This is a genomic window from Rhizomicrobium electricum, assembly GCF_011762045.1.
GTDB lineage: Bacteria > Pseudomonadota > Alphaproteobacteria > Micropepsales > Micropepsaceae > Rhizomicrobium > Rhizomicrobium electricum.
On record NZ_JAASQS010000002.1, the window covers coordinates 362,850 to 389,151 of the forward strand.

General features: G+C 63.0%; 29 protein-coding genes and 1 riboswitch. Of the genes, 19 read left to right on the forward strand and 10 right to left on the reverse strand.

What is annotated here, in order from left to right; genetic code table 11:
* Positions 1 to 163 precede the first annotated feature (163 nt).
* Positions 164 to 1,306 carry an MFS transporter gene (locus tag FHS84_RS04765; protein WP_166930962.1) on the forward strand — a complete coding sequence of 381 codons (1,143 nt, stop codon included), beginning with the start codon at positions 164 to 166 and terminating at the stop codon, positions 1,304 to 1,306.
* Positions 1,307 to 1,315: 9 nt separating this feature from the next.
* Here the strand turns inward: FHS84_RS04765 and FHS84_RS04770 are convergent, their stop codons facing one another.
* Positions 1,316 to 1,966 (reverse strand): glutathione S-transferase family protein, encoded by a 651-nt coding sequence (locus tag FHS84_RS04770; protein ID WP_166930966.1) that lies wholly within the window; start codon positions 1,964 to 1,966, stop codon positions 1,316 to 1,318.
* Positions 1,967 to 2,071: 105 nt separating this feature from the next.
* On the reverse strand, positions 2,072 to 2,599 hold the full coding sequence (locus tag FHS84_RS04775) for a TrmH family RNA methyltransferase (protein WP_166930970.1): 528 nt from the start codon (positions 2,597 to 2,599) through the stop codon (positions 2,072 to 2,074).
* Positions 2,600 to 2,744: 145 nt separating this feature from the next.
* On the opposite strand from FHS84_RS04775, the gene FHS84_RS04780 reads away from it, so the two are divergent.
* Complete coding sequence (locus FHS84_RS04780) at positions 2,745 to 3,713, forward strand: asparaginase (protein WP_166930973.1); 969 nt, start codon at positions 2,745 to 2,747, stop codon at positions 3,711 to 3,713.
* Here FHS84_RS04780 and FHS84_RS04785 read toward each other — a convergent pair.
* Positions 3,710 to 4,138 carry a DUF6491 family protein gene (locus FHS84_RS04785; protein WP_166930976.1) on the reverse strand — a complete coding sequence of 143 codons (429 nt, stop codon included), beginning with the start codon at positions 4,136 to 4,138 and terminating at the stop codon, positions 3,710 to 3,712. The genes FHS84_RS04780 and FHS84_RS04785 overlap by 4 nt on opposite strands.
* Positions 4,139 to 4,260: 122 nt before the next feature.
* Here FHS84_RS04785 and FHS84_RS04790 point away from each other — a divergent pair, with 122 nt between their 5' ends.
* From FHS84_RS04790 to FHS84_RS04800, 3 genes are read left to right on the forward strand one after another with little or no spacing between them, the layout of a single operon-like run.
* Positions 4,261 to 4,962: a DUF1003 domain-containing protein gene (locus FHS84_RS04790; RefSeq protein WP_166930979.1), complete on the forward strand. Its 702-nt coding sequence runs from the start codon at positions 4,261 to 4,263 to the stop codon at positions 4,960 to 4,962.
* Positions 4,963 to 4,990: 28 nt separating this feature from the next.
* Positions 4,991 to 5,251 (forward strand): GlsB/YeaQ/YmgE family stress response membrane protein, encoded by a 261-nt coding sequence (locus FHS84_RS04795; RefSeq protein WP_166930984.1) that lies wholly within the window; start codon positions 4,991 to 4,993, stop codon positions 5,249 to 5,251.
* A 10-nt stretch (positions 5,252 to 5,261) separates the two neighbouring features.
* Positions 5,262 to 6,038, forward strand: coding sequence for a hypothetical protein (locus FHS84_RS04800; protein ID WP_166930986.1), 777 nt, complete (start codon positions 5,262 to 5,264; stop codon positions 6,036 to 6,038).
* 244 nt (positions 6,039 to 6,282) lie between these two features.
* Here the strand turns inward: FHS84_RS04800 and FHS84_RS04805 are convergent, their stop codons facing one another.
* A complete protein-coding gene (locus FHS84_RS04805; RefSeq protein ID WP_166930989.1) occupies positions 6,283 to 6,654 on the reverse strand; it encodes a hypothetical protein in 372 nt (123 codons plus the stop codon).
* Between the two features lie 126 nt (positions 6,655 to 6,780).
* Here FHS84_RS04805 and FHS84_RS04810 point away from each other — a divergent pair, with 126 nt between their 5' ends.
* From FHS84_RS04810 to FHS84_RS04820, 3 genes are all read left to right on the forward strand, one after another.
* Positions 6,781 to 7,221, forward strand: a complete 441-nt coding sequence (locus FHS84_RS04810) for a hypothetical protein (protein WP_166930996.1) — start codon at positions 6,781 to 6,783, stop codon at positions 7,219 to 7,221.
* 79 nt (positions 7,222 to 7,300) lie between these two features.
* On the forward strand, positions 7,301 to 7,990 hold the full coding sequence (locus FHS84_RS04815; RefSeq protein WP_166931001.1) for a redoxin domain-containing protein: 690 nt from the start codon (positions 7,301 to 7,303) through the stop codon (positions 7,988 to 7,990).
* 23 nt (positions 7,991 to 8,013) lie between these two features.
* Positions 8,014 to 9,015: an alpha/beta hydrolase gene (locus tag FHS84_RS04820; RefSeq protein ID WP_166931006.1), complete on the forward strand. Its 1,002-nt coding sequence runs from the start codon at positions 8,014 to 8,016 to the stop codon at positions 9,013 to 9,015.
* Positions 9,016 to 9,021: 6 nt separating this feature from the next.
* Here the strand turns inward: FHS84_RS04820 and FHS84_RS04825 are convergent, their stop codons facing one another.
* Positions 9,022 to 9,930 carry an alpha/beta fold hydrolase gene (locus FHS84_RS04825; RefSeq protein WP_166931011.1) on the reverse strand — a complete coding sequence of 303 codons (909 nt, stop codon included), beginning with the start codon at positions 9,928 to 9,930 and terminating at the stop codon, positions 9,022 to 9,024.
* A 153-nt stretch (positions 9,931 to 10,083) separates the two neighbouring features.
* Between FHS84_RS04825 and FHS84_RS04830 the strand changes: the two genes are divergently transcribed.
* The 3 genes from FHS84_RS04830 to FHS84_RS04840 are packed head-to-tail and all read left to right on the forward strand — an operon-like array spanning position 10,084 to position 11,593.
* Positions 10,084 to 10,284 carry a type II toxin-antitoxin system HicA family toxin gene (locus FHS84_RS04830; RefSeq protein ID WP_208393698.1) on the forward strand — a complete coding sequence of 67 codons (201 nt, stop codon included), beginning with the start codon at positions 10,084 to 10,086 and terminating at the stop codon, positions 10,282 to 10,284.
* A 2-nt stretch (positions 10,285 to 10,286) separates the two neighbouring features.
* Positions 10,287 to 10,718, forward strand: a complete 432-nt coding sequence (locus tag FHS84_RS04835; RefSeq protein ID WP_166931015.1) for a type II toxin-antitoxin system HicB family antitoxin — start codon at positions 10,287 to 10,289, stop codon at positions 10,716 to 10,718.
* Positions 10,719 to 10,723: 5 nt separating this feature from the next.
* Complete coding sequence (locus FHS84_RS04840; RefSeq protein WP_166931018.1) at positions 10,724 to 11,593, forward strand: TIR domain-containing protein; 870 nt, start codon at positions 10,724 to 10,726, stop codon at positions 11,591 to 11,593.
* A 2-nt stretch (positions 11,594 to 11,595) separates the two neighbouring features.
* Here the strand turns inward: FHS84_RS04840 and thiC are convergent, their stop codons facing one another.
* Positions 11,596 to 13,410: a phosphomethylpyrimidine synthase ThiC gene (thiC, locus tag FHS84_RS04845; RefSeq protein WP_166931021.1), complete on the reverse strand. Its 1,815-nt coding sequence runs from the start codon at positions 13,408 to 13,410 to the stop codon at positions 11,596 to 11,598.
* A riboswitch (TPP riboswitch) is annotated at positions 13,403 to 13,523 on the reverse strand. Its footprint overlaps the gene before it by 8 nt.
* A 103-nt stretch (positions 13,524 to 13,626) precedes the next feature.
* On the opposite strand from thiC, the gene FHS84_RS04850 reads away from it, so the two are divergent.
* The 4 genes from FHS84_RS04850 (at position 13,627) to FHS84_RS04865 (ending at position 17,486) form a co-directional block, all read left to right on the forward strand.
* Positions 13,627 to 14,406, forward strand: coding sequence for a hypothetical protein (locus FHS84_RS04850; RefSeq protein WP_166931024.1), 780 nt, complete (start codon positions 13,627 to 13,629; stop codon positions 14,404 to 14,406).
* A gap of 23 nt (positions 14,407 to 14,429) precedes the next feature.
* On the forward strand, positions 14,430 to 14,903 hold the full coding sequence (locus FHS84_RS04855) for a GNAT family N-acetyltransferase (protein ID WP_166931027.1): 474 nt from the start codon (positions 14,430 to 14,432) through the stop codon (positions 14,901 to 14,903).
* A 96-nt stretch (positions 14,904 to 14,999) separates the two neighbouring features.
* Positions 15,000 to 15,749: a hypothetical protein gene (locus FHS84_RS04860; protein WP_166931032.1), complete on the forward strand. Its 750-nt coding sequence runs from the start codon at positions 15,000 to 15,002 to the stop codon at positions 15,747 to 15,749.
* 126 nt (positions 15,750 to 15,875) lie between these two features.
* Positions 15,876 to 17,486, forward strand: coding sequence for a glycosyltransferase 87 family protein (locus FHS84_RS04865; protein WP_166931035.1), 1,611 nt, complete (start codon positions 15,876 to 15,878; stop codon positions 17,484 to 17,486).
* On the opposite strand, the gene FHS84_RS04870 is transcribed toward FHS84_RS04865, so the two are convergent.
* Positions 17,483 to 18,217, reverse strand: a complete 735-nt coding sequence (locus tag FHS84_RS04870) for a creatininase family protein (protein ID WP_166931038.1) — start codon at positions 18,215 to 18,217, stop codon at positions 17,483 to 17,485. The two genes, FHS84_RS04865 and FHS84_RS04870, sit on opposite strands and share 4 nt — an antisense overlap.
* Positions 18,218 to 18,390: 173 nt before the next feature.
* Between FHS84_RS04870 and acs the strand changes: the two genes are divergently transcribed.
* From acs to FHS84_RS04885, 3 genes are all read left to right on the forward strand, one after another.
* A complete protein-coding gene (gene acs, locus FHS84_RS04875; protein ID WP_166931041.1) occupies positions 18,391 to 20,331 on the forward strand; it encodes an acetate--CoA ligase in 1,941 nt (646 codons plus the stop codon).
* Between the two features lie 100 nt (positions 20,332 to 20,431).
* Entirely contained in the window at positions 20,432 to 23,089 is a 2,658-nt protein-coding gene (locus FHS84_RS04880) for a TonB-dependent receptor (RefSeq protein WP_166931044.1), read from the forward strand.
* A gap of 151 nt (positions 23,090 to 23,240) precedes the next feature.
* Positions 23,241 to 23,405, forward strand: a complete 165-nt coding sequence (locus FHS84_RS04885) for a hypothetical protein (protein ID WP_166931047.1) — start codon at positions 23,241 to 23,243, stop codon at positions 23,403 to 23,405.
* 15 nt (positions 23,406 to 23,420) lie between these two features.
* Here the strand turns inward: FHS84_RS04885 and FHS84_RS04890 are convergent, their stop codons facing one another.
* Complete coding sequence (locus FHS84_RS04890; RefSeq protein ID WP_166931050.1) at positions 23,421 to 23,711, reverse strand: 4a-hydroxytetrahydrobiopterin dehydratase; 291 nt, start codon at positions 23,709 to 23,711, stop codon at positions 23,421 to 23,423.
* Between the two features lie 60 nt (positions 23,712 to 23,771).
* Here FHS84_RS04890 and FHS84_RS04895 point away from each other — a divergent pair, with 60 nt between their 5' ends.
* Positions 23,772 to 24,173 carry a metallopeptidase family protein gene (locus tag FHS84_RS04895; protein WP_166931053.1) on the forward strand — a complete coding sequence of 134 codons (402 nt, stop codon included), beginning with the start codon at positions 23,772 to 23,774 and terminating at the stop codon, positions 24,171 to 24,173.
* Here FHS84_RS04895 and thpR read toward each other — a convergent pair.
* Positions 24,170 to 24,703, reverse strand: coding sequence for an RNA 2',3'-cyclic phosphodiesterase (gene thpR, locus FHS84_RS04900; RefSeq protein WP_166931056.1), 534 nt, complete (start codon positions 24,701 to 24,703; stop codon positions 24,170 to 24,172). The genes FHS84_RS04895 and thpR overlap by 4 nt on opposite strands.
* Positions 24,704 to 24,709: 6 nt before the next feature.
* Positions 24,710 to 26,236 carry a murein biosynthesis integral membrane protein MurJ gene (murJ, locus tag FHS84_RS04905; RefSeq protein ID WP_166931059.1) on the reverse strand — a complete coding sequence of 509 codons (1,527 nt, stop codon included), beginning with the start codon at positions 26,234 to 26,236 and terminating at the stop codon, positions 24,710 to 24,712.
* Between the last annotated feature and the right edge of the window lie 66 nt (positions 26,237 to 26,302).

Genomic DNA, 26,302 nt, shown 5'->3' on the forward strand with positions numbered 1-26,302 from the left:
TTTACTCGGGTTTGTTCTAAGTCTCCCTTAACTGGCGGGCCCCTATCCTGGTAGCGCAAACCGGGATCCCTTCGGATTCGCTATGACCGGTGAAAACCGCGCCAGTTCAAAAACTTACCCATTTGCGATAGCGCTCACGCTGAGCCTTTTCGCGATCTGGGGGATGGCGCACCGGCTGTACGACACGCTGCTACCGGATTTTGCGACAGCGCTTTCGCTCAACTCCTACCAGCAAAGCCTCGCCGGCTGGGCGCTGAGCTTCGGCTATTACTTCATGGCGCTGCCGGCGGCCCTGATCAGCCGCAATTTCGGCTACAAGTCCGGCGTCGTGTTCGGCCTCGGAACATTTTCCGTCGGCATGTTCCTGTTCTATCCGGCCGCCGAGCAGCACGCCTTCGCGTGGTTCCTGTTGGCCGCGGTGGTGATCGGCTCGGGTCTGGCCATTCTCGAAGTATCGGTCGATCCGCTGGTCGTGCGCATGGGATCGAAAAAGACGGCCGTGCGCCGCCTCAACATCGCCCAGGCGCTCAATCCCATCGGCGTGGTCGGCGGCTTCTTCCTCGGCCAGCATCTGCTCAAGATCAGCGCCGCCAATGCCGTAAGCGATCTCGCCCACACCCTGGTGACGCCGCTGTTCTTTATCGGCGCCGCCGTGCTGCTGGTCGCCTTCCTGGCCGACAACACCAAATTCCCGCCGATGGCCATCGAGCGCGTCGCCAAGGACGATTCCACGATCAGGAGCTTCCGGCCGCTGTTCCGCAACCGCCTGTTCATGGTCGGCGCCGGTGCCCAATTCCTCTGCGCGGTGGCGCAAGTGGTGATGTGGGGGTTCACGGCGCGCTATGTCACGACCGAAACCGGCATGACCGATGCCGCCGTCAAGGACGTGCTGTTGTGGTCGTTCTTTGCGTTCACCTTCGGCCGTATCGCCGGGACCGGGCTGATGTACCTGTTCGACTCCTCACGCCTGCTTGCGATCTTCTCCGCCGGGGGCGCGGTGGCGACCATAATCGCTGCGACGAACGGCGGCCTCACCGGTGTCGGCTGCCTGGTCGCGGCGAGTTTCTTCTGGTCGATCCTGTTCCCGACCATCTTTGCCAGTTCGATCCGCGATCTCGATGGCGACACCAAGACCGGCGCCGCGATCCTGATGTTCGCAGCCGGCAGCGGCGCGGCGGTGCTGGCGCTGCTCAACGTGATCGTCACACCGGCGACGACCCGCTTCGTCATGCTGGTCCCGGCCGTTTGCTTCGCGGCGATAACGGTCTTCGCCTTCCATTATCGCCGCGTCGCACCGAGGCTGTAACCCCGGAATTCAGGCCGCCTGGGGCTGACCGGTGAAATCGGCCAGTTGCGCCGCCAGCGCACGCTGGAACGCCGGCCGCGCCTCGCAGCGCTTGAGGTAGGGTCCGAGCACCGGATCGCCGGTGACAAGATCGCAAAAGCCGAGCGAGCGCAGCGTACACGCCACCATGAGATCGCCGACCGTAAACCGCCCTTCAAGCCACTCGCGGCCCTTCAGGCAATGCGCCAAGCTGGCCAGACGCTTCTTGACGTACGTCTCGGCCTCCGGTCGCGCCTCCGCCGCCCAGGGCTTATCGGCGTTGAACACGGCAGTCATCATCAGCCACAGAATGAACGGATCAAGCGAATTCAGCGCCGCCATGACCCAGGTCATCGCCCGCGCCCGCGCCGCCGGCTCTTTCGGCAACAGCGCCTCGCTCTTCTCGCCGATATGGAGGACGATGGCGCCGGACTCGAACATCCTGACTTCGCCGTCGTCATACGCCGGGACCTGACAGAACGGCTGCCACTCGCGATAGCCCTCCGACAGCTTTTCCTGATGGTTGATGAGCTTGGTCCGGTACGGCAGGCCGGCCTCTTCAAGCGCCCAGCGCACGCGCAGATCGCGCACCTGGCCTCTGGCCATATCGGGCACCCAGTCGAATGCACTGATGGTAATCATGGCAGCTCCTCTTTCGGTGCCATGAGCCTAAGCGGAGATATAGGTTGATATCAACCATTCATTCCGAAAAGAGACGGAGAATTTACATCTATTTTCAAGGCAGGGTCAGCGCCGGTCGCGGACCAGCGGGGCGCCCCATTGGTGCGGCGGCGGCAGTTCGGTCGGTCCGCCCGGCATTCCCGGCCGCGGCGGGTAGTTGCCCAAGCTGATGAGCCGGTCGTAGAGGATGATCGCCCCCGCCATGCCGACATTGATCGAGAACTTCATCGGGATCTTCACCACGAAGTCGGCCCGCTTGAGCATGTCCGGCGAGATCGACAGGCGCTCCGCCCCGAACACATAGGCCGCCCGCAAGGGGTGGCGGAAGCGCGGCAGCTCGACGGCATCCTCGGTGATTTCGACCGCCACCAGGGCGCAGCCGATCGGCAGGCGGAACTCGTCGATATTGTTGAACCGGTAGTACGGCATCGACTGCTGCGACCGGGAGGTGTCGGACTGGGCGTCGGCCAGCTTGTGGTGGGAATTCACCGTAAAGAAGAAACTGGCGTCGAACGCGTTGGCGATGCGCGACAGGTTGCCGAGGTTCATCGCCTTCGACAGACCGTCTACCCCGACGCCGAAATACCCGCGCATGGCTTCCCCGTGTTGGCGCTCACGGCCTCTGCTTAGTTCGCCCAGGGTCAGCACGCAATCGCGGCATAGCTCCCCCGAAGCGGCGCGGGGTTGATTCCCCCCGGAGCCGGTCCGAGTGTGCCCCGGTCATTCCGGACGATATTCCATGCCTAATCCTGTTCTTGTCGAAGTCACACGCGGCGATCTTGTGGAAAGCATTCATCGCGGCGCGGTTGCAATTGTGGACGCGGCCGGAGCAGTGCGTTTCAGCCTCGGCGATATCGATGCGCCGATCTACACCCGTTCGGCGTTGAAGCCGTTCCAAGCCCTGCCGCTGGTCGAGAGCGGTGCCGCGGAAGCCTTCGGTGTGAGCGATGAAGAGGTGGCGCTCGCCTGCGCTTCGCATTCCGGCGAATCGATGCACACGACGCGAGTCGCGGCGTGGCTCAAACGGATCGGCTGCAGCGAGGCGGATTTGATCTGCGGGCCGCAGACTCCGCGTCACGAGCCGACTTTACAAACCATGGCAGAGACTCACGAGAAGCCCTCGAGACTCCACAACAATTGCTCCGGCAAGCATGCCGGATTCCTGACCGTGGCGAAGCATTTGGGGGCGCCGACGGCTGATTATGTCAACATCTCGCATCCGGTGCAGAAAGCGATTCTGGAATCGGTGAGTCGGCTTTCCGATTACCGCGATCCGGCGTGGGGCATCGACGGCTGCGCCGCGCCCAACTTCGCGCTTCCCCTCACGGCGTTCGCGCGCGCCCTCGCCCGCCTCGCCACCGGACAGACGCCGGGCGCCGCGCGCATCCTGAAATCCATGACGACCTACCCCGAACTGGTCGCCGGCACCGGCCGCCATTGCACGGCACTGATGCGCGCCGCCCAGGGCAAGGTGGCGGTGAAGCTCGGAGCGGAAGGGGTCTATGCGGCGATGCTGCCGGAGCTCGGTCTCGGCGTCGCGCTCAAGATCGACGACGGCGCCATGCGCGCGGCCGAGACCGCCATCGCTTTCGTTCTCGAAAAGCTGAACGTGATCCCGGCCGGTTACGCCACGGCGCCGGTGGTCAACACCCGCGGCGCCACCGTCGGCGAACGTCGCCCGGCGGAAGCGCTGCAGGGGATCGGCTAGTAGGCCGCCAAGGGTTGCTTGTTCTCGCGCGCCAGCTTGTCGGCGGCTTCCATGTCCTTGGTGTAGGGCTGGACCTTCGTCACCCAGCACGTCGTGTTGCCGGGCGTGACGCCACCACCGCGCATGACCAGACGATCGCCCCGTTCGACGCACGTGCCCCAGGCCGGGCCGCCGCCTAACGGACGGAAGCCGGCGCCGAACGCATAATTGATGTCGTCGCACAGCCCGCTGAGGCTGACGAGAAACTTCTTACCGAAACGGTCGTTGACGATCATCGACTTGCGGTCGCGAGCGCCCCAGCCGTCGACGTCGGAATGACGCAGACACACCGAGGTATTGGCGGGCTTCGCCGGCGGGGCGGCGTCGTCGGCGGCAAACGCCGGACAGGCCAGCACCAGCGCGGCAAGGAAAAGTTTCGTTTTCATGGCTGCCAGGTCTCCTGAGAACCGCGTTGTATGAAAGCAGAGCGCGGATGAACGGCATATGAACCGACGCCGCGCGCTGCGGATGTCGTGCATTTCACGAATTTCATGTTGGAGGACGCGTCATGGCTCACCCGCCCGTCCAGTGTGCCGTCTGCGGCGAGACCAAGCCCGCGGAGGAGACGATCGCCGGCATACTCGTCCGCCCGGCGATCGACGCCCTGATCCGCCGCAAGCAGCCGAACTGGACCCTCAACGACACCATCTGCACCACCTGCCACAATCGCTTCCGTACCGACTACGTCATGGAACAGGTCCATCGCGACAACCGCGAACTGTCGGCGCTGGACCGTGCCGTAGTGGAAAGCATCCGCCAGAACCAGATCGTCACCGACAATATCAATAAGGAGTTCGAGGGCAACCAGACCCTGGGCGCGCGGATCGCCGACAAGGTGGCGGCCTTCGGCGGCTCGTGGAAATTCATCATCATCTTTTTCGCCATTATGGGGGCGTGGATCGCGACCAATTCCATCCCCTTGCTGTGGCGGCCGTTCGATCCCTTCCCCTTCATCCTGTTCAATCTGGTGCTGTCGATGCTCGCCGCCATCCAGGCGCCGATCATCATGATGAGCCAGAACCGGCAGGAGGCGCGCGACCGCCGCCGGGCGGAGAACGACTACGAGGTCAATCTCAAGGCCGAAATCGAGGTCCGGGTTCTGTCCGAGAAAATGGACCAGCTCCTGCACCACCAATGGCAGCGGCTGCTCGAAATCCAGCGCATGCAGACCGAAATGATCGAGGACTTGGCCAACCGGACGAAAGGCTAGATAATCGCCGCTTCGGAAGGGGTCTGACATGTTCTACATCCTGGGCTGGGCCATTTTCGGGTCGATCGCCGGCTTCATCGCCTCCAAGGTCGTTCACGCCCGCGGCCAGGGCTGCTTCGTCAATATCGCGCTCGGCATCGTCGGCGCGGTGGTCGGCGGGGCGATGTTCCGCTTCCTCGGAGCCCCCGGACCGCACGGGTTCTTGTGGTCTCTGTTCGTGGCCGTGATCGGTGCGATCGTGGTGCTCCTGCTGTTTCAGGCCGCGTCCGGGAAAAACCGTCTGAGATAAGAGAGAGCCGATGCGCGCCGTCCCGCTCCTCGCCGCCGCCGTCCTGTTCGCCGCCGCCGCCACGGCACAGCCGATCCTCTTGTCGGGCACCATCGGCAAGGCGCCGGTGTTTCTCGACCTCGACCGTACCGGCGACACGGTGTCGGGCTGGTACTTCTATCTCAAGGTCGGCAAGCAGATCCGGCTCGACGGCAAGCTCGATCCCAACGGCCTGTTCGACATCCAGGAATACACCGCCTCGACCAACAGCCGCACCGGCTCGTTCAAAGGCCACATCAAGAACGGCCGCTGGACCGGCACCTGGACCGATGCGGCGAAGAAGAAGTCCTACGCCGTCACCTTCGCCGAAGTGCGCGGCACGCTGAAGGATGCCGACGGACGCCTCGTCTGCGCCGTGCGCACCCACGACGAGTACGGCAACCGCTCGCACCAGAGCCTCGATCTCACGCTGAAAGGCGGGCGGGTGAAGGGGCTCACCATGGCGTTGACGGAGAAGCCGGACGGCGGCGACCAGCAAGGCTGCCATCTCGACCTTGCCGATCTGAAGCAGGTGCCGACCGGTGCCGGTATCTTGCTCAAGGCGCGCAAAGACCGCCCGAGCGGCGAACATCACTGCACCGTTCGACTGTTCGCGGCGGGGGATTATCTGGTCGCCCGCGTCGGCGACACCAGTCAGGCAAACGACGACTGCCGCGGCGCCGGCGCCACCATGTTCTGCTCCCCGCGCGCGTTCTGGCTCGGCCTTGCCGTGAACCGCAAGACGCAGGTCTGCAAGCAGGTGAAGTAACGAAATTCGGTGTCATCCCCGGCCGCCCCCCACTTTCCTCCCCCGCGGCGCCGAGACCGGTGGGCCGCACTGCGATGAAAAAGCGGGGGAGGTGGCGCCGTCAGGCGACGAAGGGGGGAAGGCAAACCAGCGACGAGAGTCTTTGGCCCCCCTCCGATCGCTTTGCGATCACCTCCCCCGCTATTTCGCCAGCGTGCAACGCGCACAGCACGGCTCCGCGAGGGAGGAAAGAGCGAGCGCGATCTTACTTCTTCTCCGGCAAATCGCCGTCCGCGGCCGCGTAAGGCTGGACCTTGGTCACGATGCAGGTCTGGCGGTCGCTGCCGGCAGTGGCGACGACCGGATCGCCCAGACCGAGGCAGGTGAACTGGGCCGACAGGCTGACGGCGTTGCTCGACGACAAATGATGGCAACTCGTCGTCACCCGGATCGGCGCCTTCTTCGCACCGAGGGAATTCTGGACCCAGACGTCATGATCGTTCAGCGGCCGCGCCACATAGCTGACCTTGGTGTCGATGCAACTTGCCTGGGGTCCGGCGGCAGCATTCCCGGCCAGCATCGCCATCAGCGCAATCGCCGCCATCGTCATCAGAAGGGCAATGTCCGTTCGGGTCATAGGCACCTCCATGATTCTCTTTCCATCTTACGACGAACGCCTGAACGGCACATGAACGGCTGACTTGCCTTCTAGTTCATTCGCGCGTGTTATCCTGCCTCCCGAAGTTCAAAAAAGGCTTGATCCATGTTGAGAACCGCCGGCGCCGCCCTCCTTGCAACCGCCCTTCTGGCGATGGCCGGACCCAGTGCCGCCGCACCGGTCACCGACTGGAAACAGGTGCAGAAGGTGGCCGACGGCATCCAGACCGCCGCCGGCGTCTCGCTGAAGAAGCGCATGGCGACCTGCAAGATGACGGTGCACCCCGAAACATCCTGGATCGAGACGCGCACCGTGGCGTGGCCGGAATACGGTGCCAAGCCGGGCGATACCGTACTCAAGCTGGTGTTCGACGTGCCGCCGGCACCGATGCAGCCGGGTCCGGGCGCCAAGCCAAATCCGCCGCAGAAGAACGTCTCCGCGTTCTGGGTGATCTCCAAGGGCAAGGCCGAACCGCTCAGCGCCTGGGCCAAAGCGTTGCAGCTTCGCCCGGTTCCGCTCGGCTTCGACGCCAGCAACAACTGCTGATCCAAGCGGCATCCTGAAGCATCACGCGGCCCCCTGCCCGAGCGCATAATGGCCGCGTATCAGGGCATGGGGGGCATGCGTGGGCATTACCATCATCAATCGCCGGACCGTTCTGGCGGGACTGGCCGCATCGGCCGCGCCGGCTTTCGCCGGAGACGGTCCCCTCGCGCATGGGGTTCTGACCGACAATCCCATCGCCAAGGCGTTCGAGAAAGCACCGCAATCGACGCTGCCGGACGCGACGCTGGTCGGGCTTCACGGCGATTTCACCATTGCCGACCTCAAGGGCCGCACCATCCTGATGCCGCTATGGGCCGAGTGGTGCGCCCCCTGCATGAGCGAGATTCCCGACTTCGCCCGCCTGCAGAAGAAATACGGCAACGCCAAATTCATGGTCGTGCCGGTGCTGTCCGGCTCGATGAAAAAATTCACGCCGCTCGATATCGGCCGGGTGTTCACCGTTCTCCACGCCGAAGCGCTGCCGCCGGTAATGGAAAAGGATGTCGGCTCCAAGCTGGTGCGTACCATGGGCCGCTCCGGACGGAGCTATAGCCTGCCCTGCAATCTCCTCATTGCGCCCGACGGAACCGTGGTGGGACGGGAAATGGGCCGCATCACCGCCGACGATGCCGCCGACGGCCCGGCACCGCAAAAGACCAAAGACCCCGAAACCATCACCCGCGCCATCAACGGCCAGGCCCAGAGCATATGGGGCAAAGCCGAAGGCGAACAATTCGCCCGCGCCTTGGCGGAAGGCTTCTTGGGGTAATCCCTCAACGGAAAGACGATCACATGCGCGTTTTCTCGATTGCGGCTGCGATACTGATGACGGCTGCGGCCGCCGCCCATGAGGCGCCCGTGGCTCCGACCCAGGCCAACATCGCTTACGCCCCGGCCGAGCCCGCCACGAGCCGCGGCCACCTGCTCGATCTATATCTGCCGGCTTCGGCCGGCGGTCCCGTGCCGGTGGTGATCTGGACCGGCGGTTCGGCGTGGCGCGGCGATCAAGGCAAGGACTCCGCCGGCTGGCTGGCGCCCGAACTCAACAAGCGCGGCTATGCGGTGGCGGGCGTGTCGATCCGCTCGACCAGCCAGGTGATCTTCCCCGGCCAGCTTCACGACATCAAAGCGGCGATCCGGTTTCTGCGCGCCAACGCATCGAAGTACGGCCTCGACGGCAGCCGCATCGCCATCATCGGCGACAGTTCCGGCGGCTGGACGACGGCCATGGCGGCCGTCACCGGCGACGTGCCGGACCTCGAAGGGACTGTCGGCGTCACCGGGGTTTCGAGCGCGGTGCAGGCGGCCATCGCGTTTTATCCGCCCTCGGACTTTCTCATGATGGACGCCTGGGCATTGGGCTCGTGCAAGACCGCCGCGGCCGGAAACGGTGCCGATTGCCACGACAATGCGGAGTCGCCGGAAAGCCAGCTCGTCGGCTGCGCCTTGCAGCAATGTCCCGACAAGGTCGCCCTCGCCGATCCCGCCCGTTACATCAGCGAAAAAGACCCGCCGATCATGATCTTCCACGGCGAAGCCGACCGGCATGTGCCGTATGTCGAAGGCATGCACCTCTATCAGGCGCTGAACAAAGCCTGCCGCGACGCGGTTTTCATCAGCCTGCCGAAAGCCGACCACGGCCCCGCCCACGACTTTTTGACCGACGAAAAGCTCAGCGAAGGCGCCACCATCCGCTCGACCGCATCGGCCGGCTGCATGGTGAAAAACCCGGACTTCTATCGCCCGACCTGGGCCACGATCACGGACTTCCTGGACCGGTATTTGAAGCGGTAAGCGCGGCTATTTCACGAAATCCACTACCAGCGTCGTAGTGGCGGCGGGGTTTTCTTCCATCACCCAATGGCCCGAGGCCGGGATGACGCCGCCTTTGACGTTGGTAGCGACGGACTTCAGTTCGGCCTCCATGCCGCGGCCGTAGGATTTCTCGCCGCCGAGCGCCATCACCGGCATGGTCAGCTTGCCTTTGGCGAGGAAGGCGCGGTTGTCGATGCCGTCCTGCGGGAAGGCTTTGAACTGCTCGAAGGCATCGTGCATCGCGTGCGGGCGCGCATAGATCGCGGCGTAATGAACCCGCGTCGCCTCGTCGATCTTCTTGGGATCGGCGGAAAGCTCGTTCCAGAAGCGATCGAGGTAGATGCGCTCGCGCCCGGCCACCAGACGTTCCTCGTCTGGGCCGTAGAAATTGAAGTGCCAGGTCTTCGGATTGGAAAGCTGCGCCGCCCAGGTACCGACGCCCGGCAGCGGCGCATCGATCACCACCCACTTCGTGATGCGTCCGGGATAGCCCGCCGCCAGAGCATATCCGACCATGTTGCCGATATCGTGGGTGACGAGTGCGGCGTCTTTGACATGCAGCGCATCCATGATGCCGGCGATATCGGCCGCCTCGTTCTTCTTGGTGTAGCCCGTGGCGGGATGGGCCGACTGCCCCATGCCGCGCAAATCGGGAACGATCACGGTGTGATCGGCGACGAGCTTCGCCGCAATCGGAGCCCACATGTCGCCGGTGTCGCCGAAGCCGTGCAACAGCACCACCGCCGGCCCTTTGCCGCCGACGCGAACGAACAGCTCGGTGCCGTTGGTCTTGATCATTTTCCCAGGAAGGGAGGGCGGAAACGCCGTTACGGTTGCGGCAGCACTGCCGGCAAGCAAAATCGCGATCACGAATACGGAAAGAACCCGGCCCATCGGCATATCCCTGTCGAAACCGCCACGATGATGACGGTTTCCGGCCGCCCCCACAATTGTCAGTAGAGTTTACAAATCGCAGCAGACCGCAAACCTACAGCCCGCGCCCTTGCTTGACAGATACACATTTTATGTGTATAGACCAGACCCGATATGGTCAAAAGCATCTCCAGCCGGGACATCATCCGCGCGCTTGAGGCGGCGGGCTGGAAAGAGGTGCGCGTGACCGGCAGCCATCATCATTATCGTCATGCGGAGCGGCCGGGCACGGTCACCGTTCCACATCCGGTAAAGGATATGCCGCCGGGGACCATCAAAAGCATCGAGAAACAAAGCGGTATAAAGTTGAGGTGAGTATGCGGTTCTATACGGCAATCATCGAGAAAGCGAAGGACGGGTTTGGCGTGTTCTTCCCCGACCTGCCCGGCTGCACCAGTTTCGGCAAAACGGTGGAAGCCGCGGCCACCAACGCCTATTCCGCGGCGCAGGCGCATGTCGCGTTGGCGCGCGAATACGGTGACGCCATCGCCGAACCGCGCAGCCCCGATCAAATCCCGGCGGAAAAAGGCGTGAAGGAAAAGGCGCGCGTGCTGATCCCGCTCGAACTCTCCGACGAGCCGGTGCGCGTCAACATCTCCCTGCCCGGCGCCGCCCTGGAAGCGCTGGATCGCACGGCGAAGGAGCTATCGCTCAGCCGGTCCGGCGCAATTGCGTATTTGGCGTTGGAGAGGGAAACTCTAAAAGCAAAAATCTCGGACACGAGAAAATGCGGCAGAGGAGTGAGTTAAAAGCCATGCCAGCACAACTTCCGGCTCTTCGCATTCAAAAAGCGAGGGCACTTGAACAACTTAAGTCGAGAGTCGAAGAGGGCAAACGGCTTGACGACGAAATTGGAGCGGGGTCTATAGCGAATAATTCAAATTTTGAGGAGTACTGCCGAAAGGCAGATGCGTGGCGTGCATACAACGAATTGCTGCTTCGCCGATTATTCACAACAGAAGAATTTGCCCAAGACTATCAAGCCAGCATTGGCGCTATTCACCTTGCTGAAGATCGCTACATGGACCCTACGTTGGGCACACTCGTTCGACGTCTCCGATCGTCATTGGCCAGTCAATTATCTCGCATCAACTCCATAGTCAGCAGAATTGATCTTCTCGACGAAGACCAAGCAATCACTCCAAATTCAGCCGACACCACCAATGTGGAATATGAGAAGACGGCCTTTATTGTACATGGTCACGACAAAGCGGTGCTTTTCGAAATGGTGGCATTTCTTGGAAAAGCGGGGGTCCGCCCCATAATTCTTAACGAAGCTCCGGGAGGAGCTTTAACAATCATCGAGAAGCTCGTACGCCATTCAAATGTTGGTTTTGTTGTCGTGCTTCTGACGCCAGACGATGTTGGAGGAAAAAACATATCAGGAGAGAGAAGCCTTGCGCCAAGAGCCCGACAAAACGTTATCGGCGAGTTGTTTTTCTTTGCTGGAAAATTCGGACGAGAACGGATGATTGTCTTCAAAAAGGGGGAAATCGAATTTCCAACCGATATACTCGGTATCGGTTGGCATGAATTCGATGAGCATGGTGGCTGGAAAACTCACCTCCTAAGAGAACTGGCGGAAGCAGGCTTTGAAATAGATCAAAAAGCAGTCCTCGGGTAATCCTATTCCGCCGCGGGTTTGGTCCAGTAGATCTCGCTGCCGTGGGCCTTGAATTCTTCCGACTTCTTTTCCATCGCGGCGCGGATTTCCTGGGTCGACAGCGTGTCGTTAGTGGCGCGCGCGGCGTCCTGGACTTCCTTGGAGATTTTCATCGAGCAGAACTTGGGCCCGCACATCGAGCAGAAATGCGCGATCTTCGAGCCTTCGGCGGGAAGCGTCTCGTCGTGGAAGGCTTCCGCCGTTTCCGGGTCCATGGCGAGCGCGAACTGGTCGCGCCAGCGAAATTCGAACCGCGCCTTCGACATCGCATCGTCCCAGATGCGCGCCGCCGGATGGCCCTTCGCGAGGTCAGCCGCATGCGCCGCGATCTTGTAGGCGATCACGCCCGCCTTGACGTCGTCGCGATCCGGAAGGCCGAGATGCTCCTTCGGCGTCACGTAGCAAAGCATCGCCGTGCCGAACCAGCCGATCATCGCGGCACCGATGGCCGAGGTGATGTGGTCGTAGCCGGGCGCAACGTCGGTCGTCAGTGGCCCAAGCGTGTAGAACGGCGCCTCGTCGCAACTCGCGAGCTGGCGGTCCATGTTCTCCTTGATCTTGTGCATCGGCACATGGCCGGGGCCTTCGATCATCACCTGGACGTCGTGCTTCTGGGCGATGCGATTGAGTTCGCCCAGCGTATCGAGTTCGGCGAACTGCGCCGCGTCGTTGGCATCCGCCGTCGAGCCCGGACGCAGACCGTCGCCGAGCGAGAACGCCACGTCGTAGGCTTTCAGGATTTCGCAGATCTCTTCGAAATGCGTGTAGAGGAAATTCTCGCGGTGATGCGCCAGGCACCACTTCGCCAAAATCGAACCACCGCGGCTGACGATGCCCGTGACGCGATCCGCCGTCAGCGGGATATGCGCCAGGCGCACGCCGGCATGGACGGTGAAGTAGTCGACGCCCTGCTCGCACTGCTCGATCAGCGTGTCGCGATAAAGCTCCCAGGTCAGTTCCTCGGCGATGCCGCCGCACTTCTCCAGCGCTTGATAGATCGGAACCGTGCCAACCGGCACCGGCGCGTTGCGGATGATCCATTCGCGGATGGTGTGGATGTGGCGGCCGGTGGACAGGTCCATGATGGTGTCCGCGCCCCAGCGGATCGACCACACCATCTTCTCCACCTCTTCCTCGACGCCCGAGGTGACGATGGAATTGCCGATATTGGCATTGATCTTGGTGAGGAAGTTGCGGCCGATGATCATCGGCTCGGATTCCGGGTGATTGATGTTCGACGGAATGATGGCGCGGCCTAAAGCGATCTCGTCGCGGACGAATTCCGGCGTGATCTCGCGCGGCAGCACGGCGCCGAAACCATGGCCGTCGGCCTTGGCGGAATAGCCGAGGTTCTCGCGCGCGGCGATGAACTTCATTTCCTCGGTGATGATGCCCTGGCGGGCATAATGAAGCTGGGTGACGTTGCGGCCCGCTTTCGCCCGAAGGGGCTTCAGCGCGGCTCTGTCGAACTGCGGCACCGAAAGAAGCTCGCCCGGCTTGAGGCCGTCGTCTTCCGGCTTGCGGGCGCGTTCGTCGTACGCCTCGACATCGCCGCGGGCGAGAATCCAATCGCGGCGCAGCTTGGCCACGCCCTTCTCGATATCGATCTCGGCGTTCGGATCGGTGTACGGCCCCGACGTATCGTACAGGCGCACCGGCGGCTCGCCGCCAGACAGCGGCACTTCGCGAAACGGTACGCCGTTGCAGACGATCTTGCGCGAGCCGGGCAACGGACCACGGGTGACCGAAAGATGCGGATTGCGGACGGGCTGGTTCATTCTCGCCTCTCCCTACGCCGGTATGGACCGGATCAGGTTCAAAGGGACACGGCGGGATTGCCGATCTCAGCCCTCCGTCGCCAAAGCTCCGGAGAACGCCCCTGGGATGAGTCCCAATTCATCTGCGTCGCACGTCCGTGTCAAGCCGCCGCCACAACTCAGGATAGGAATCTGTCATAGTGGCGGTTGATAGTGGGGAACTGGCGGAGCGGAACGATGCTGCGCGTCATGGTAATTGTGATCTCGGCGGCGGCCGTCGCGGTGGGAATCTATCTGGTGTCCCTCAGCCTGCCGATGCCGGAATGGACCGACGAAGTGCGCGCCGACGCGGTGAAGTCGTGGCTCCCGCCGGAGGATCTCCGCGGCGCGACATATGACGCTTACAATAGGAAGTGGACTGCGGCGATGGATGCCGCGCGGACCAATAAGTGGCCGCTCTACGATGCCGGCACCAGTTTGATCGCTACTGGTGTCAGTTTGGTCCTAGGCACACTTCTGCTTGGCATCCGCAGGGGAAGCGACCTTGGCTCGCTCCAAACGCCGAAAAGTCGCTGGTTCATCGTGCTATTATGCACCCTAGCGTGGTTCGGGTTGTGGCTGACACAGTGGGAACTCGTGTTTCAGGACTTCAACAGGTGGCGATACCCAACCTGGGCCGACACCATCGCAATCCCCCTTGCGTCTTTCACCATTTACGCTCTGGTTGGCTGGCCGGTACTGGCCCTGGCAGGGTGGTTCGGGGCGCTGCGGAAGTCTGTACTTCCGATTAATCTATGGGTCTGGCGCACTGATGCACCATTCCGTAGCTATGCCTTCACTGCGTTGGCATGGTTCGCGCTCGCGCTGGTCCCGCTGCTGTTGCAGGGCGCGTTTACGGGTGGACCGTATTGGGCCGTGCCCGAAGCATTCCTTTGGTTCTATTGCGTCGCGATTACTCGCGCCGCCGCTCTCTCGTTCCCATTGAGCATGAGAGAATCGGCTGAAACGACTCCATGAATCCTCTGTCACAGGCGCGCTGCATGACCGTTCTTTTGCCCGGAACCGACGATCTCTATGCCTGGATGCTGGGCGGGCCGGCGCCGGTTCCGCGCCTCACTTTGCCGCCCGGCGGGATCGCACCGGCAGCGGTGCTGGCGATGTTACGTGAGGCGATGAAGCCGATACGCGCGGCGCATGGCGGCGGCGACTGGCTGATCCTCGACGGCAATGAAGCGGTCGGGCTCATCAGCTTGAAAGCGCCGGCCGATAGGGGCGGCACCGTCGAGATCGGCTACGGCATCGCCGCAAGCCGATGGGGCCGCGGCCACGCAACCGGCGCCTTGGCTTTGGCGCTCAAGGAAATTGCGCGCGATCCGCAGATTCGAAAGGTGACGGCGGAAACGGCAACCGCCAACCTCGCTTCGCAACGGGTTTTGCAGAAGAACGGCTTCGTGCAAACGGGCGCGCGGGTCGATTCCGAAGACGGCGACATCATTTGTTGGGAACGACCCTAGCCAAGTGGGTCAACTGTGTCTTTTGCGTTCTATTGCCGTCCCGGAAACAGCGCTAAGACACACGTATACCTTGAGTCACCGCCTTAGAGGCGCGCCATGTCGCTCCGCATCGTCTTGTTCCTCGCCGCCCTGGCCATGATTGCCGCCGGTGCTTCGCTGCTGACCCAGAGCGCGGCCATGCCGGAATGGACCGACGAGGCCAAAGCGCAGGCCGTTCAGATGTGGGACCCGCCGGAAGAGGAAACCGGCCCCGCGGCCGACGCCTACAACCGGCATTGGGTCAAGGCGATCAAGAAACTGCGCACCGACAAGTGGCCCTATCACGACGCCGGCATGGCGCTGATCATGTTCGCGGCGTCTTTGGTCGCGGGCGTGCTGATGCTCAAGATCAACACCATGGCCGATGTCGCAGCACTGAAAACGCAGGGACACGCGATCTCGATCTACGGCGTCGGCATCGCCGGATGGTTCCTTTATTGGGTGAGCGCGATCCTGGCGCTGCTGCAGGGCGTCAACCGCTCCGAATTCCCGCCGTGGTTCTCGAGCCAGATCACCATGATCGTGATGATCGCCTGCTTTGCGGCGGTCGGCGCGATGATCCTGGGAACGCTGGCCTTCCTGGTGCTGCGCAAGGCGCCGCTGCCGGTGTCGCTGTGGATCTGGCGCAAGGACATGCCGGGCCACGACTGGTTCTACACGATCGGCGCCGGGCTCGCCCTGCTGATCGGCCTCGAAGTTCTGCGCGAGACCTATTGCTACGGCCACTGGCTGGCGATCCCGGCGGTGTTCCTTTGCGTCTACGCCACACTGGCGACGCGCGCCGCCGGAATCGCGAAGTCCGCATAGGTGACGGCAGCGCCGTCGGCGACAAGCTTCCCCATCGGCTCCGGATTCTTTTTCAACCACCACACCTAGCGCCCGCCTACGCCGTCCCTACAGTTGTATGCGCATACAACAGCGCTTGGGGCGGGCATGCAGGCTTCATGGTCACAACGGTATCCGGCCATCGCCGATCTGCAGCGCACTCTGTCCGCGCGACCGCTCCATTACCTTTTTTTGTACGCCATACCGCTCGCGCTCGCGCTTGCGGCGGCAGTCCTTCCTCCCGACGCCAATTTCGATCTCGCCAATTATCATTGGTACAACGGCTGGGCTTTTCTGACCGGACATATGAGGCCCGGCTTCGCACCCGGCGGAAATGCGAGCTATTACAATCCCCTTCTCGATGCGGCGTTCGCCTGGGCCAATATGCATTTGCCGGAACGGGCTGTCGCGTTCCTGCTGGGACTTGCCCATAGCGCGAGTTTCGCCCTGCTCTATCTGCTGGCGCGTACCCTGGCGTTTCGCGCCCGGACAATCGCCGACGTTGCCGCAGCTGGCGCTATCGCCCTGGCAGGGATCACGGCCGCCGTATCCATCGCCGAGATCGGCACGACGTTTTACGATGCATTCGGCGCTGCCGGTGTGCTGCTGGCGCTGCTCCTGCTTGCCCGGCATACGCTCGACGGCGATACCGGCATCACGCGGGTAATCCTCGCCGGTGCGCTGCTGGGACTGATGACCGGTTTCAAACTCACCAACGGCGTCTACGCCGCCGGATTCGCGGTTGCCATTCCTTTTCTCAGCCCGAACAGGCCGGCGCGCGCCCTCGCCTGCACGGCCGCGTTCGCCGCCAGCGCATTTGCCGGGCTGCTGGCGACCGGAGGCCTATGGATGCTGCATTTGTGGCACGCATTCGGCAATCCGATCTTCCCGTACTTCAACAATATCTTCCATGCCTCGCATGGCCCGCTCAACGATGCGCGAGACGTGCGTTTCCTGCCGCACGGCTGGCTGGAGACCGTCTTCTATCCGTTCATCTTCACCGTCCATCCCTTGCGCACCATCGAAGTCGCGATGCGCGATTTTCGCTTTCTGGCGTTCTTCCTGGCCCTTCCGGCGGGCGCACTGCTTCTTTTCGCCAACCGCAATCGCGTCCGGTCTCCGCAAGACAGCCGGCACCGCGCGGTCTTTGTGTTTCTTCTGATCGGTCTGACGGTGTCCTATGCCGGATGGCTCGCCGTGTTTGCGATCCGCCGCTACGGTCTCGTGTTCGAGATGCTGGCGCCGCTGATGATCCTGCTGGTCGGATTGGAGCGGCCGGAACTCGGCAGGAAGGTCGCCGCGGGCGTGATCGTTGCCGTCGTGCTCACCACCATGCCGGCCACGATGGGCCGGGGCACCTGGACCAACTGGAAAGCCCACCTCGTCGATGCACAACTGCCGAAAGAGATGACCACCGCCAACAGCGAGGTGGTGATGATCGGTTGGCGCCCCAAGGCCTTCCTGGTTCCGTTTTTTCCGGAGACGGCGCGCTTCGTCGACGCGGGGGTGTACAAGATGAGAGCGCCAGGGGCGCACGACCAAATCGCCCGGCAGATATCCGCCTACCACGGGCCGCAGTTCGCTCTCGTGCACCAGACCGAGGTGCCGGACCTCGCCAGCTTGCGGTCGTTCGGGCTCGCGGCCGGCGACTGCCGTCCCATCCATTCGACGCTGGACATCAAAGGGCCGGTGCTGCTGTGCCCGGCAAAGCCGATCTAGGCTTTCGCGAACGTCCCGAATTCCGCGATCAGGGCCCTCACGACGGCATTGACCAGCCGTTCGCCGTCGCCGGAATTGGCCAGCGTGGGATCGGAGCCGATGCGGCCATCGGGGAAGCGGCGCTTGAAATCCTTGGCGTCGAACACCGGGCCGGTCGGCGCGATGCGGGGCATGAGATCGGCGCGCTTGATCGCCTCGGGATAGGCGTAGCGGGTGATCGAAATCTCCGACGGGGTGGCGTGACTGCCCTCGCCGACCGGAAACAACTCGCGGATCATGTCGGAAATGCCGGCCAGTTCCCACCAGTTGCGGCTCATGCAGCGCAACGCGGCGGCGTCGCCGAATGTGGTGTCGTGATAGAGCGCCGTGATCGCGGCGCTGATCGTGCCGGTGTTGCCGCCGTGGCCGTTCAGCCAATAGATGCGCTCGAAGCCGTGGCGGCGCAGCGAGTTGGCCCAGTCGGTCATGCACGCGATCATGGTCGACGGCCGCAGGGTCAGAGTACCCGGAAAACCCATATGGTGTTGGGCCATGCCGACATTGAAAGTGGGGCCGACCAGAAACCCGGCCTCGTCACCCGCCCGCTTGGCGAGAAATTCGGCGCACAACGCGTCGGTGCCGAGAAGGCCGGTAGGCCCATGCTGCTCGGTCGAGCCGATGGGAATCAAAATGGCTTTCGACCGGGTCAGATACGCCTCGACTTCCGGCCACGACGACAAATGAAGCTGCATCAATGCTGTCCCAAGCGAACCCGTTCCTCTTACGCCATTGGAAACCAACAGAACATTACGCATTAGGGCCTACATGACGTGCCTGACGCCTTCTCATTTACCTTGAAGCCGACGCGGCTCTGCGCCACTATGGAATTAGTCAAAAGTAAAGAACGACTCGGGAAACGCACGCCATGCAGGACACGGTTTTGCCGGTGACGCCGGACTGGGCCGAGCGCGCCCTTATCGATCGCGCCGCTTACGACGACATGTACGCTCAATCGATCGCCGACCCGGAAGGGTTCTGGCGCGATGTGGCCAAGCGCATCGATTGGATCAAACCCTTCACCAAAGTGAAGGACGTGTCGTGGGACCCCGACGATTTCCGCATCCGCTGGTATGAGGACGGCACGCTCAACGTCTCGGTCAACTGCATCGACCGGCATCTGGCGCGGCACAGCCATCACGTCGCCATCTATTGGGAAGGCGACGACCCGCGCGAATCCCGCACCATCACCTATCAGGAACTCCACGACGAGGTCTGCCGCTTCGCCAACGTGTTGACGATGCAAGGCGTCAAGAAAGGCGATCGCGTCACCATCTATCTGCCGATGATCCCGGAAGCGGCCTACGCCATGCTCGCCTGCGCCCGCATCGGCGCGGTGCATTCGGTGGTGTTCGCCGGCTTCTCGCCCGACAGCCTCGCCAACCGCATCCAGGATTGCGGCTCCGAGATCGTCATCACCGCCGACCAGGGTTTGCGCGGCGGCAAGACGGTGCCGCTGAAACTCAACACCGACCTCGCCCTCACCCAGTGCCCGAACGTGCGGCGCGTGCTGGTGGTCAAGCGCACCGGCGCCAAGGTGCCGATGCAGGACGGCCGCGACATCGATTATTTCGAAGCCGCCGCCAAGGTGCCGCCGGTGTGCCAGCCGGTCGAAGTGGGCGCCGAAGACCCGCTGTTCATCCTCTACACCTCCGGCTCGACCGGAAAGCCGAAAGGCGTTCTGCACACCACCGGCGGCTATCTCACCTTCGTCGCCTACACCCACGAGATCGTGTTCGATTACCGGCCCGGCGACATCTATTGGTGCACAGCCGACGTCGGCTGGGTGACAGGACACAGCTATATCGTCTACGGCCCCCTCGCCAACGCCGCCACCACGCTGATGTTCGAAGGCGTGCCGAATTACCCCAGTGTGTCGCGGTTCTGGGAGGTGATCGACAAATACAAGGTCAACATCTTCTACACCGCTCCGACCGCGATCCGTGCCCTGATGCGCGACGGCGAGGAGCCGGTGAAGAAAACCTCGCGCGCCAGCTTGCGCCTGCTGGGGTCGGTCGGCGAGCCGATCAATCCGGAAGCGTGGATGTGGTACTGGCGCGTCGTCGGCGACGAGCGCTGCCCGGTGATCGACACCTGGTGGCAGACCGAGACCGGCGGCATCCTGATTTCGCCCCTGCCCGGCGCCACGGATTTGAAGCCAGGCTCGGCGACCAAGCCACTGTTCGGCGTCCGGCCCGAGTTGGTCGATGCCGACGGCAAGACGCTGGAAGGCGCGGCCTCGGGCAATCTGGTGCTGCTCGATTCCTGGCCGGGCCAGATGCGAACCGTCTATGGCGATCACGCGCGCTTCATCAACACCTACTTCAGCACCTATCGCGGCAAGTATTTCACCGGCGACGGCTGCCGCCGCGACGAGGACGGCTATTACTGGATCACCGGCCGCGTCGACGACGTCATCAATGTCTCCGGCCACCGGCTCGGCACCGCGGAAATCGAATCCGCGCTGGTCGAGAACCTCAAAGTCGCCGAGGCGGCCGTGGTGGCCTATCCGCACGACATCAAAGGACAGGCGGTCTACGCCTACGTCACCTTGAAGGCGGGACAGCCGGCGACTCCGGCGCTTGCCGACGAGTTGAAGGCGTTCGTCGCCCAGCATCTGTCGCCGATCGCCAAGCCGGACGTGATCCTTTTCACGCCATCGCTGCCGAAAACGCGGTCAGGCAAGATCATGCGACGCATTCTTCGCAAGATCGCCGAGGGCGAAACCAGCAATCTGGGCGATACGTCCACCCTGGCCGATCCCGCAGTGGTCGGTGACCTGATCGAAAGGGCCAAGCACATCGGCTGAACGAATCCCCGATGATTGCGGCATCGCGGCACCGGATGTTCACGATAGTGACACGCGCGTCGCCTAGCGGTATGGCCAACCAATCTGAGGGGGTGTCTTCATGCCGATCCGTATCCGGCCGTGTCTGATCTGCGGCGCGTCGCTTGCCGTGCTGGCCGCCGTGCCGGCCGTCGCCGCCGAAACCGCAGCCGACACGGCTTCGACGTTCGTGGAGTCGGTCACGGTCACGGCGCAGAAACGCGTCCAGAGCCAAATCGACGTGCCGATGGCGCTGACCGCGTATTCAGGCGAATTCCTGAAAAAAGTGAACTTGCAGGAACTCGATAAGCTGTCGCTGTTCGTGCCGGGGTTCGAGGTGCAGAACCAGTCGCCCAATAATCCGGGGCTGGTGATGCGCGGGCTCAATCTCGACTCCGGCGAAGCGGCGCAGGAGCCGCGCGTTTCCGTGTTCGAAGACGACGTATCGATCTCCACCACCCGCGCCACCTACATCGAGTTGTTCGATATCGAACGCATCGAAGTGGCCCGCGGACCGCAGACCACGCTGTTCGGACGCTCGGCGCTGATGGGTGGCGTCAATATCATCCAGAATAAGGCCAAGCTCGACGGCACCGCCGCGGGCGGCAGCATCGAATTCGGCGACTATGCCTATCGCATGATCGACGGCTTCGCGAACGTGCCGCTCAGCGACACGGTCGCGGTTCGTGTCGCGGCCCGCTACAAGGCGCGCGACGGTTACGTCGACGATCTCAACAATGCGAACCGCCCTTATAATTCGGTCGATACGCTGGCGGGCCGCCTGTCGCTGACCTGGAAGCCGAACGAGATATTCTCGCTCGATCTGATCGCCAACGCCGAACAGGACCGTCCGACTGGAACCGCATTCAAGTCGGGCACGTTCCTGCCGACCAACGCGCAAGGTTCGGTCATCGGCGATCTCGATCGCAACACCGGCGCTACACTCACCGACAGCGTTGCCGGGTTCGAGGGTGGAAAGAAAATCGGCCTCGATCGTCTGGTGTGGGACGTCAAGGCGCTGACCTCCACGAAACTCTCTTCCGATTTCTCCCTGTCGACGGTCACCGCCTACCGCCGCTTCAGTTCGCTCGAGGTTTTCGATCCCGACGGTTTCGAAAAGCCGTTGCTGCAAGCCGCGGAAGACGAGCGCGGCGACCAGTTCAGCCATGAGATGCGCCTGAATTACGACTCCGGCGGACCGCTCTCCGCGTTTGCGGGCGTCAACTATTTCTACAGCAACGTCAGCCAGCGCGTGCCGATGCAGGCCGACGAAAATGCCCTGCTGGCGCTGATCACCTGGGGCCAGGGTGCCCCGAAAGCCGCGACTGCCTTCGGATATCTGCAATCGAGCCCGGACAGTAGCTTTGCCGGTACGATGCAAGCCGCCGCGCCGGGGATGCTCGCCGACCTGCTCTATCCGTCCGTGTATGCGCAAGGCTATTCGACCGCCTACACGCAGGTCAGCCAGGTCGTCTATAACAACGTGTACAACAGTCTGGTCGGCACCTACGGCCCGACCGCCGCGGCGGCGCAGGCCGCGGCGTACATCAACAGCACCGCGGGCATTGCCACCATCAAGAGCAACGTAGCCACAACGCTTTATTCGGTAGCCACGACCTACGGCACGCAGGTCGCTCCCGCCCTCAAGAGCAATCACTGGGAACAGGCGACCAACTACGGCAAGACCAAATCGGTCGATTTCTATGCCGATGCCACCTACAAGCTCCTCGACGCGCTCGAGCTGAACGCGGGCGTGCGCTACACTCACGACGACAAGCAGACGGCATACGCCTCCACGCTCGGCGACAGTTCCTATCTCGGTTCGTTGCTGCTCGGCAAAATCGGTGTCGCCGGTTACGGGCTGCTGACGCAGCCGACCGCTAACAACGGCGACAAGATCGCCCGGAACTTCGGCGACGACGGCCTGTCGTGGCGGTTCTCGCTGCGCTACGCGCTGGCCGACAACACCAGTCTTTACGCGACCTACGCCCGCGGCCGCCGGCCGAAGGTGTTGAGCGCGAAATCCCCCTCCACTCCGCTCGCCGATCCGCGCTTCCAGGAAGCGCCGGCCGAAACGGTCGATTCGTACGAAATCGGTGCCAAGACCGCGGCGTTCGACAACACGCTGCGCGTGGACGCCACGCTCTATTTCTACGATTACACCAACTTCCAATCGACCAAGATCGTCAATCAGCAATACGTCAGCTTCAACGCCGGCAAGGCGGAAGCCTACGGCTTCGAAGGCACCGTCGATTGGGCGCTGGCCGACTGGGCCGACGTTTTCGGCACCGTATCGGTGTCCCGCGCCCGCTTCGTCGGCGACTCGGTATTCAAGGGCAACCAGTTCCGTCTCAATCCGGACGGAAAGTTCTCGCTCGGCGCGTCGCTGCGCCAGTCGTTCTTGGGCGGAACGTTCAATTTCCTGCCGACCTATACCTGGCAATCGAAAATATTCTTCGACGACAACAACGACCGTCCCGATTTGCAGACCACCGCCGCAGGCAACCTGATCGCCGATACCAAGCAGGACGAATATCAGAACGCTTACGGTCTCCTGAACCTGCGACTGAGCTATCAGCCCGACAACGCACCGTGGTCGGCCAGCGTGTTCGTGACCAACGTCCTCGATAAGAAGTTCATCAAGGACGCCGGCAATTCGGGCGACAATCTCGGCATTCCCACCTTCATTGCGGGTGAGCCGCGATTCGTCGGCATCTCGGTCGGCTTCAAGACACAGTAGTTCCGCCGGCCGCGCTTCCAGTGCGGCTATATATCCAAGCAACGGCTCGCCGATTCTTCGGCGGGCCGTTGTTTTTCGTTGCGGAAATCCCTTATTCAGCAAGTCGCGCCGCGCCCTTATGTTCGGATCACCTTCAGGAGCGGAGCAAGCGATGTCGTTGATGGGCGGACTTGTAGAGCACCCGATAAGCCATACCGTCGCCGCGCCCAAGCGGGCCGATCTCGGCGACTGGATCGTCCGTCATGCCTGGAGGCTGGCCATCGGTTTCAGCGTGATGGTCTGGCTGATTATCGCCGCGATCGTCGCCCTCGCCTGAAAAACTTCCGCGGCGTCAACCTCCCGCCAATCGCTCCATTTCCCGCGCCATCGCCACGTCCTTCTCCGTCACCCCGCCCGCATCATGGGTAGAGAGCGTGACATCCACCTTCGCATAGACGTTCGACCATTCCGGGTGGTGATCCATCTTCTCGGCCAGCAGCGCCACGCGGGTCATGAACCCGAAGGCGGCGGAGAAGTCGGCAAAGGCGAATCGGCGGGCGATGGCGTCGCGCCCCTCGACCTCGCGCCAGAGGGGAAATTCGCTTAGAAAGGCGGAACGTGCGGCGGAATCGAGACTCGGCATGTCGGCGTCCTCTTTGGGTCGGCGATCATCCCCCCGCCGCAGCCGGAGGGAAACACGAAAATGGCCATCGACTGGTCCCGCACCGAAGCCCCCTCGCTCGACGACATCGAGACCATAGCGCGCGGCGCCTTTGCGTCGCTGCCGGCGGAGTTCCGCGGGCTGTGCGGCGAAGTTCCCTTCGTGGTGCAGGATTTCCCCGATGACGACGTCATTACCGAGCTGGACCTCGAAACCGAGTTCGACATTCTCGGCCTGTTCCAGGGCGCCGATCTCGCCGCGCGGGAAAGTTCCAACGGCCATCCGGAACCGACACTGATCTTCCTCTACCGCCGCCCGATCCTGGATTACTGGGCCGAACACCAGATCAGCCTCGGCGAAATCGTCCGCCACGTCCTGATTCACGAAATCGGCCACCATTTCGGGCTCAGCGACGACGACATGATGGCCATCGAGGAAAGCTAAGACGTCAGCCCGTACTCCTTCTCCACCCGATAGATGCTGCCGTCGCTGGTCAGCTTGGAGGAGTAGAGGCAGAACGCCGTCACCGTGAACGGCGTCGAAGCGTAGAGGGCGTGATCGGTGAGATAGTCCATCACGGCGCCGCGGGGCGAGTTCTTCAGGCGCGCCAGTGTGACATGCGGTGTGAACTTTCGCGCCTCGGGCTCGAGGCCGATACGCTGTAGGGCGCTTTCGATCTTGCGATTGAGATGAACCAGCGGCTCGCTCGGCGCCGCACCCGCCCACAAATCGCGCGGGATCTTGCCGCCGAAACTGCCGACCCCTTTCAATTCGAGCGTGAACGACGGCACTGCGATCGTTGCCAGCGCATCGTCGATGGCGGTTGCTTGCGCCCCGTCGACCTCGCCGATGAACCGTAGTGTCAGATGGAGTTGTTCGCGTTTCTGCCAGCGCGCACCGGGAACCCCGGCCTGCATCAGGAGCAGCGGAGGGGCAATCTCGTCGGGCAACGCCAGGGCCGTGAACAGGCGCATAAGAGGTTATCTCGTAATCGGCAGCCGCCGCCGGAACGCCAGCACGACGGCACCATATCCAACGGCCGCCAGCACGCCGGCCGCCGCCAGCGAGAGTAGATCGTTCAGGCTGTGCGCGTGAAGATGCACGCCCCAGCCGATCAGACTCGCCCCGCCCCACGCACCCGCCCCAGCCGCCAGCGCCGCCAGCACGATCGGTCCGAGCGCCCGGCGGAATGACGGCTGGAACTTCAACAGCCCCTTGCGCCAGCCGTACCACCCCAGCATGGCGACATTGACCCAGGCGCCCAGCGCGGTGCCGAGCGCGATGCCCTCGATGCCGAGCCCGAAGCCGAGCACCAGCACGATCTTGACCGCGATGTTGGCGGCAATCGAACTCACGGTGCAGCGCGCCGGCGTGGCGGTGTCGTGGCGGGCATAGAAGGTCGAGGCGGTAATCCGTACCAGCACCATCGCCGGCAGGCCGATCCCGTACGCCATCAGCGCCGTCGCCGCCTGGGCCGCAGCTTCGCGATTGAAGGCGCCGTGGGCGAAGATCGCGCGCATGATGGTGTCGGGAATGGCAACAAACACCAGCACGAACGGAAGCGCCAGCAACAGCGCCAGCGCGGCGGCGCGGTTTTGGGAGGCATCCGAACCGGCAACGTCGCCCTTGGCGAGCCGGTTCGACATTTCGGGCAGCAGCACCGTGCCGACCGCCAGACCCAGCACGCCGAGCGGCAACTGATTGATGCGGTCGCCGTAATACAGCGCCGTCAGGCTGCCGGGTTTGAGGAAGCTCGCGATGATGGTGTCGACGAACGGCGAAATGGTGACGGCGGCCGTGCCGAACGTGACGGCGGCGACCGCCTTGAAGAATTCCTTGATCTCGGGCGTGACGCGCGGCCGCCGGATATGCAGCACGATGCCGTCGCGGCGCGAGGCCCACAGCATGAAGACGATTTCCAGCACGCCGCCCAGAAGAACGCCGCAAGCTCCGGCAAACGCCGCATTGGGGAAGAACGGCGCCGCCAGAAAGCAGGCGATCATCGCCAGATTGAGGAAGTTCTGCCACGCCGCGGCGGCCCAGAACTTCTCGATCGCGTTCAGCATCGCCGAGAGCTGCACCACCACGACCGTGAGCACCAAGGTCGGGAAGGTGATGCGCGTGAAGGTGGCGGCCAGTTCCACCTGCCCCGGCTGCCCCGCAAATCCCGGTGCTATGAGCAGCACCAATGCCGGCATGAAGGTCAGTGCCAGCACCATCAACACCGCCTGCACGACAAGCTGCCACGCCAGCACGTCGTCGCCGAAGCGCGCCGCAGCATCGTGTTCGCCTTTGGCATGGAGCGCGGCATAACGCGGCAGGAACGCAGGATTGAGGGTACCGTCGCCGAAGATGGCGCGGAAATAGTTCGGGAAGCGGAATGCCACCAGGAACGCGTCGGACAGCATCCCCTTGCCGAGGACGCTCGCCATTATGACGTCGCGGATGAACCCCGTGATGCGGGACAGCAGCGTGAAGCCGCCGACGGACAGAAGTCGCTTGAACATGAATTTCCGGTAAGGCTCGGAGTCGAGAGGATGTTTCTTACTCTGCCATACTGATTCCGTCGATCC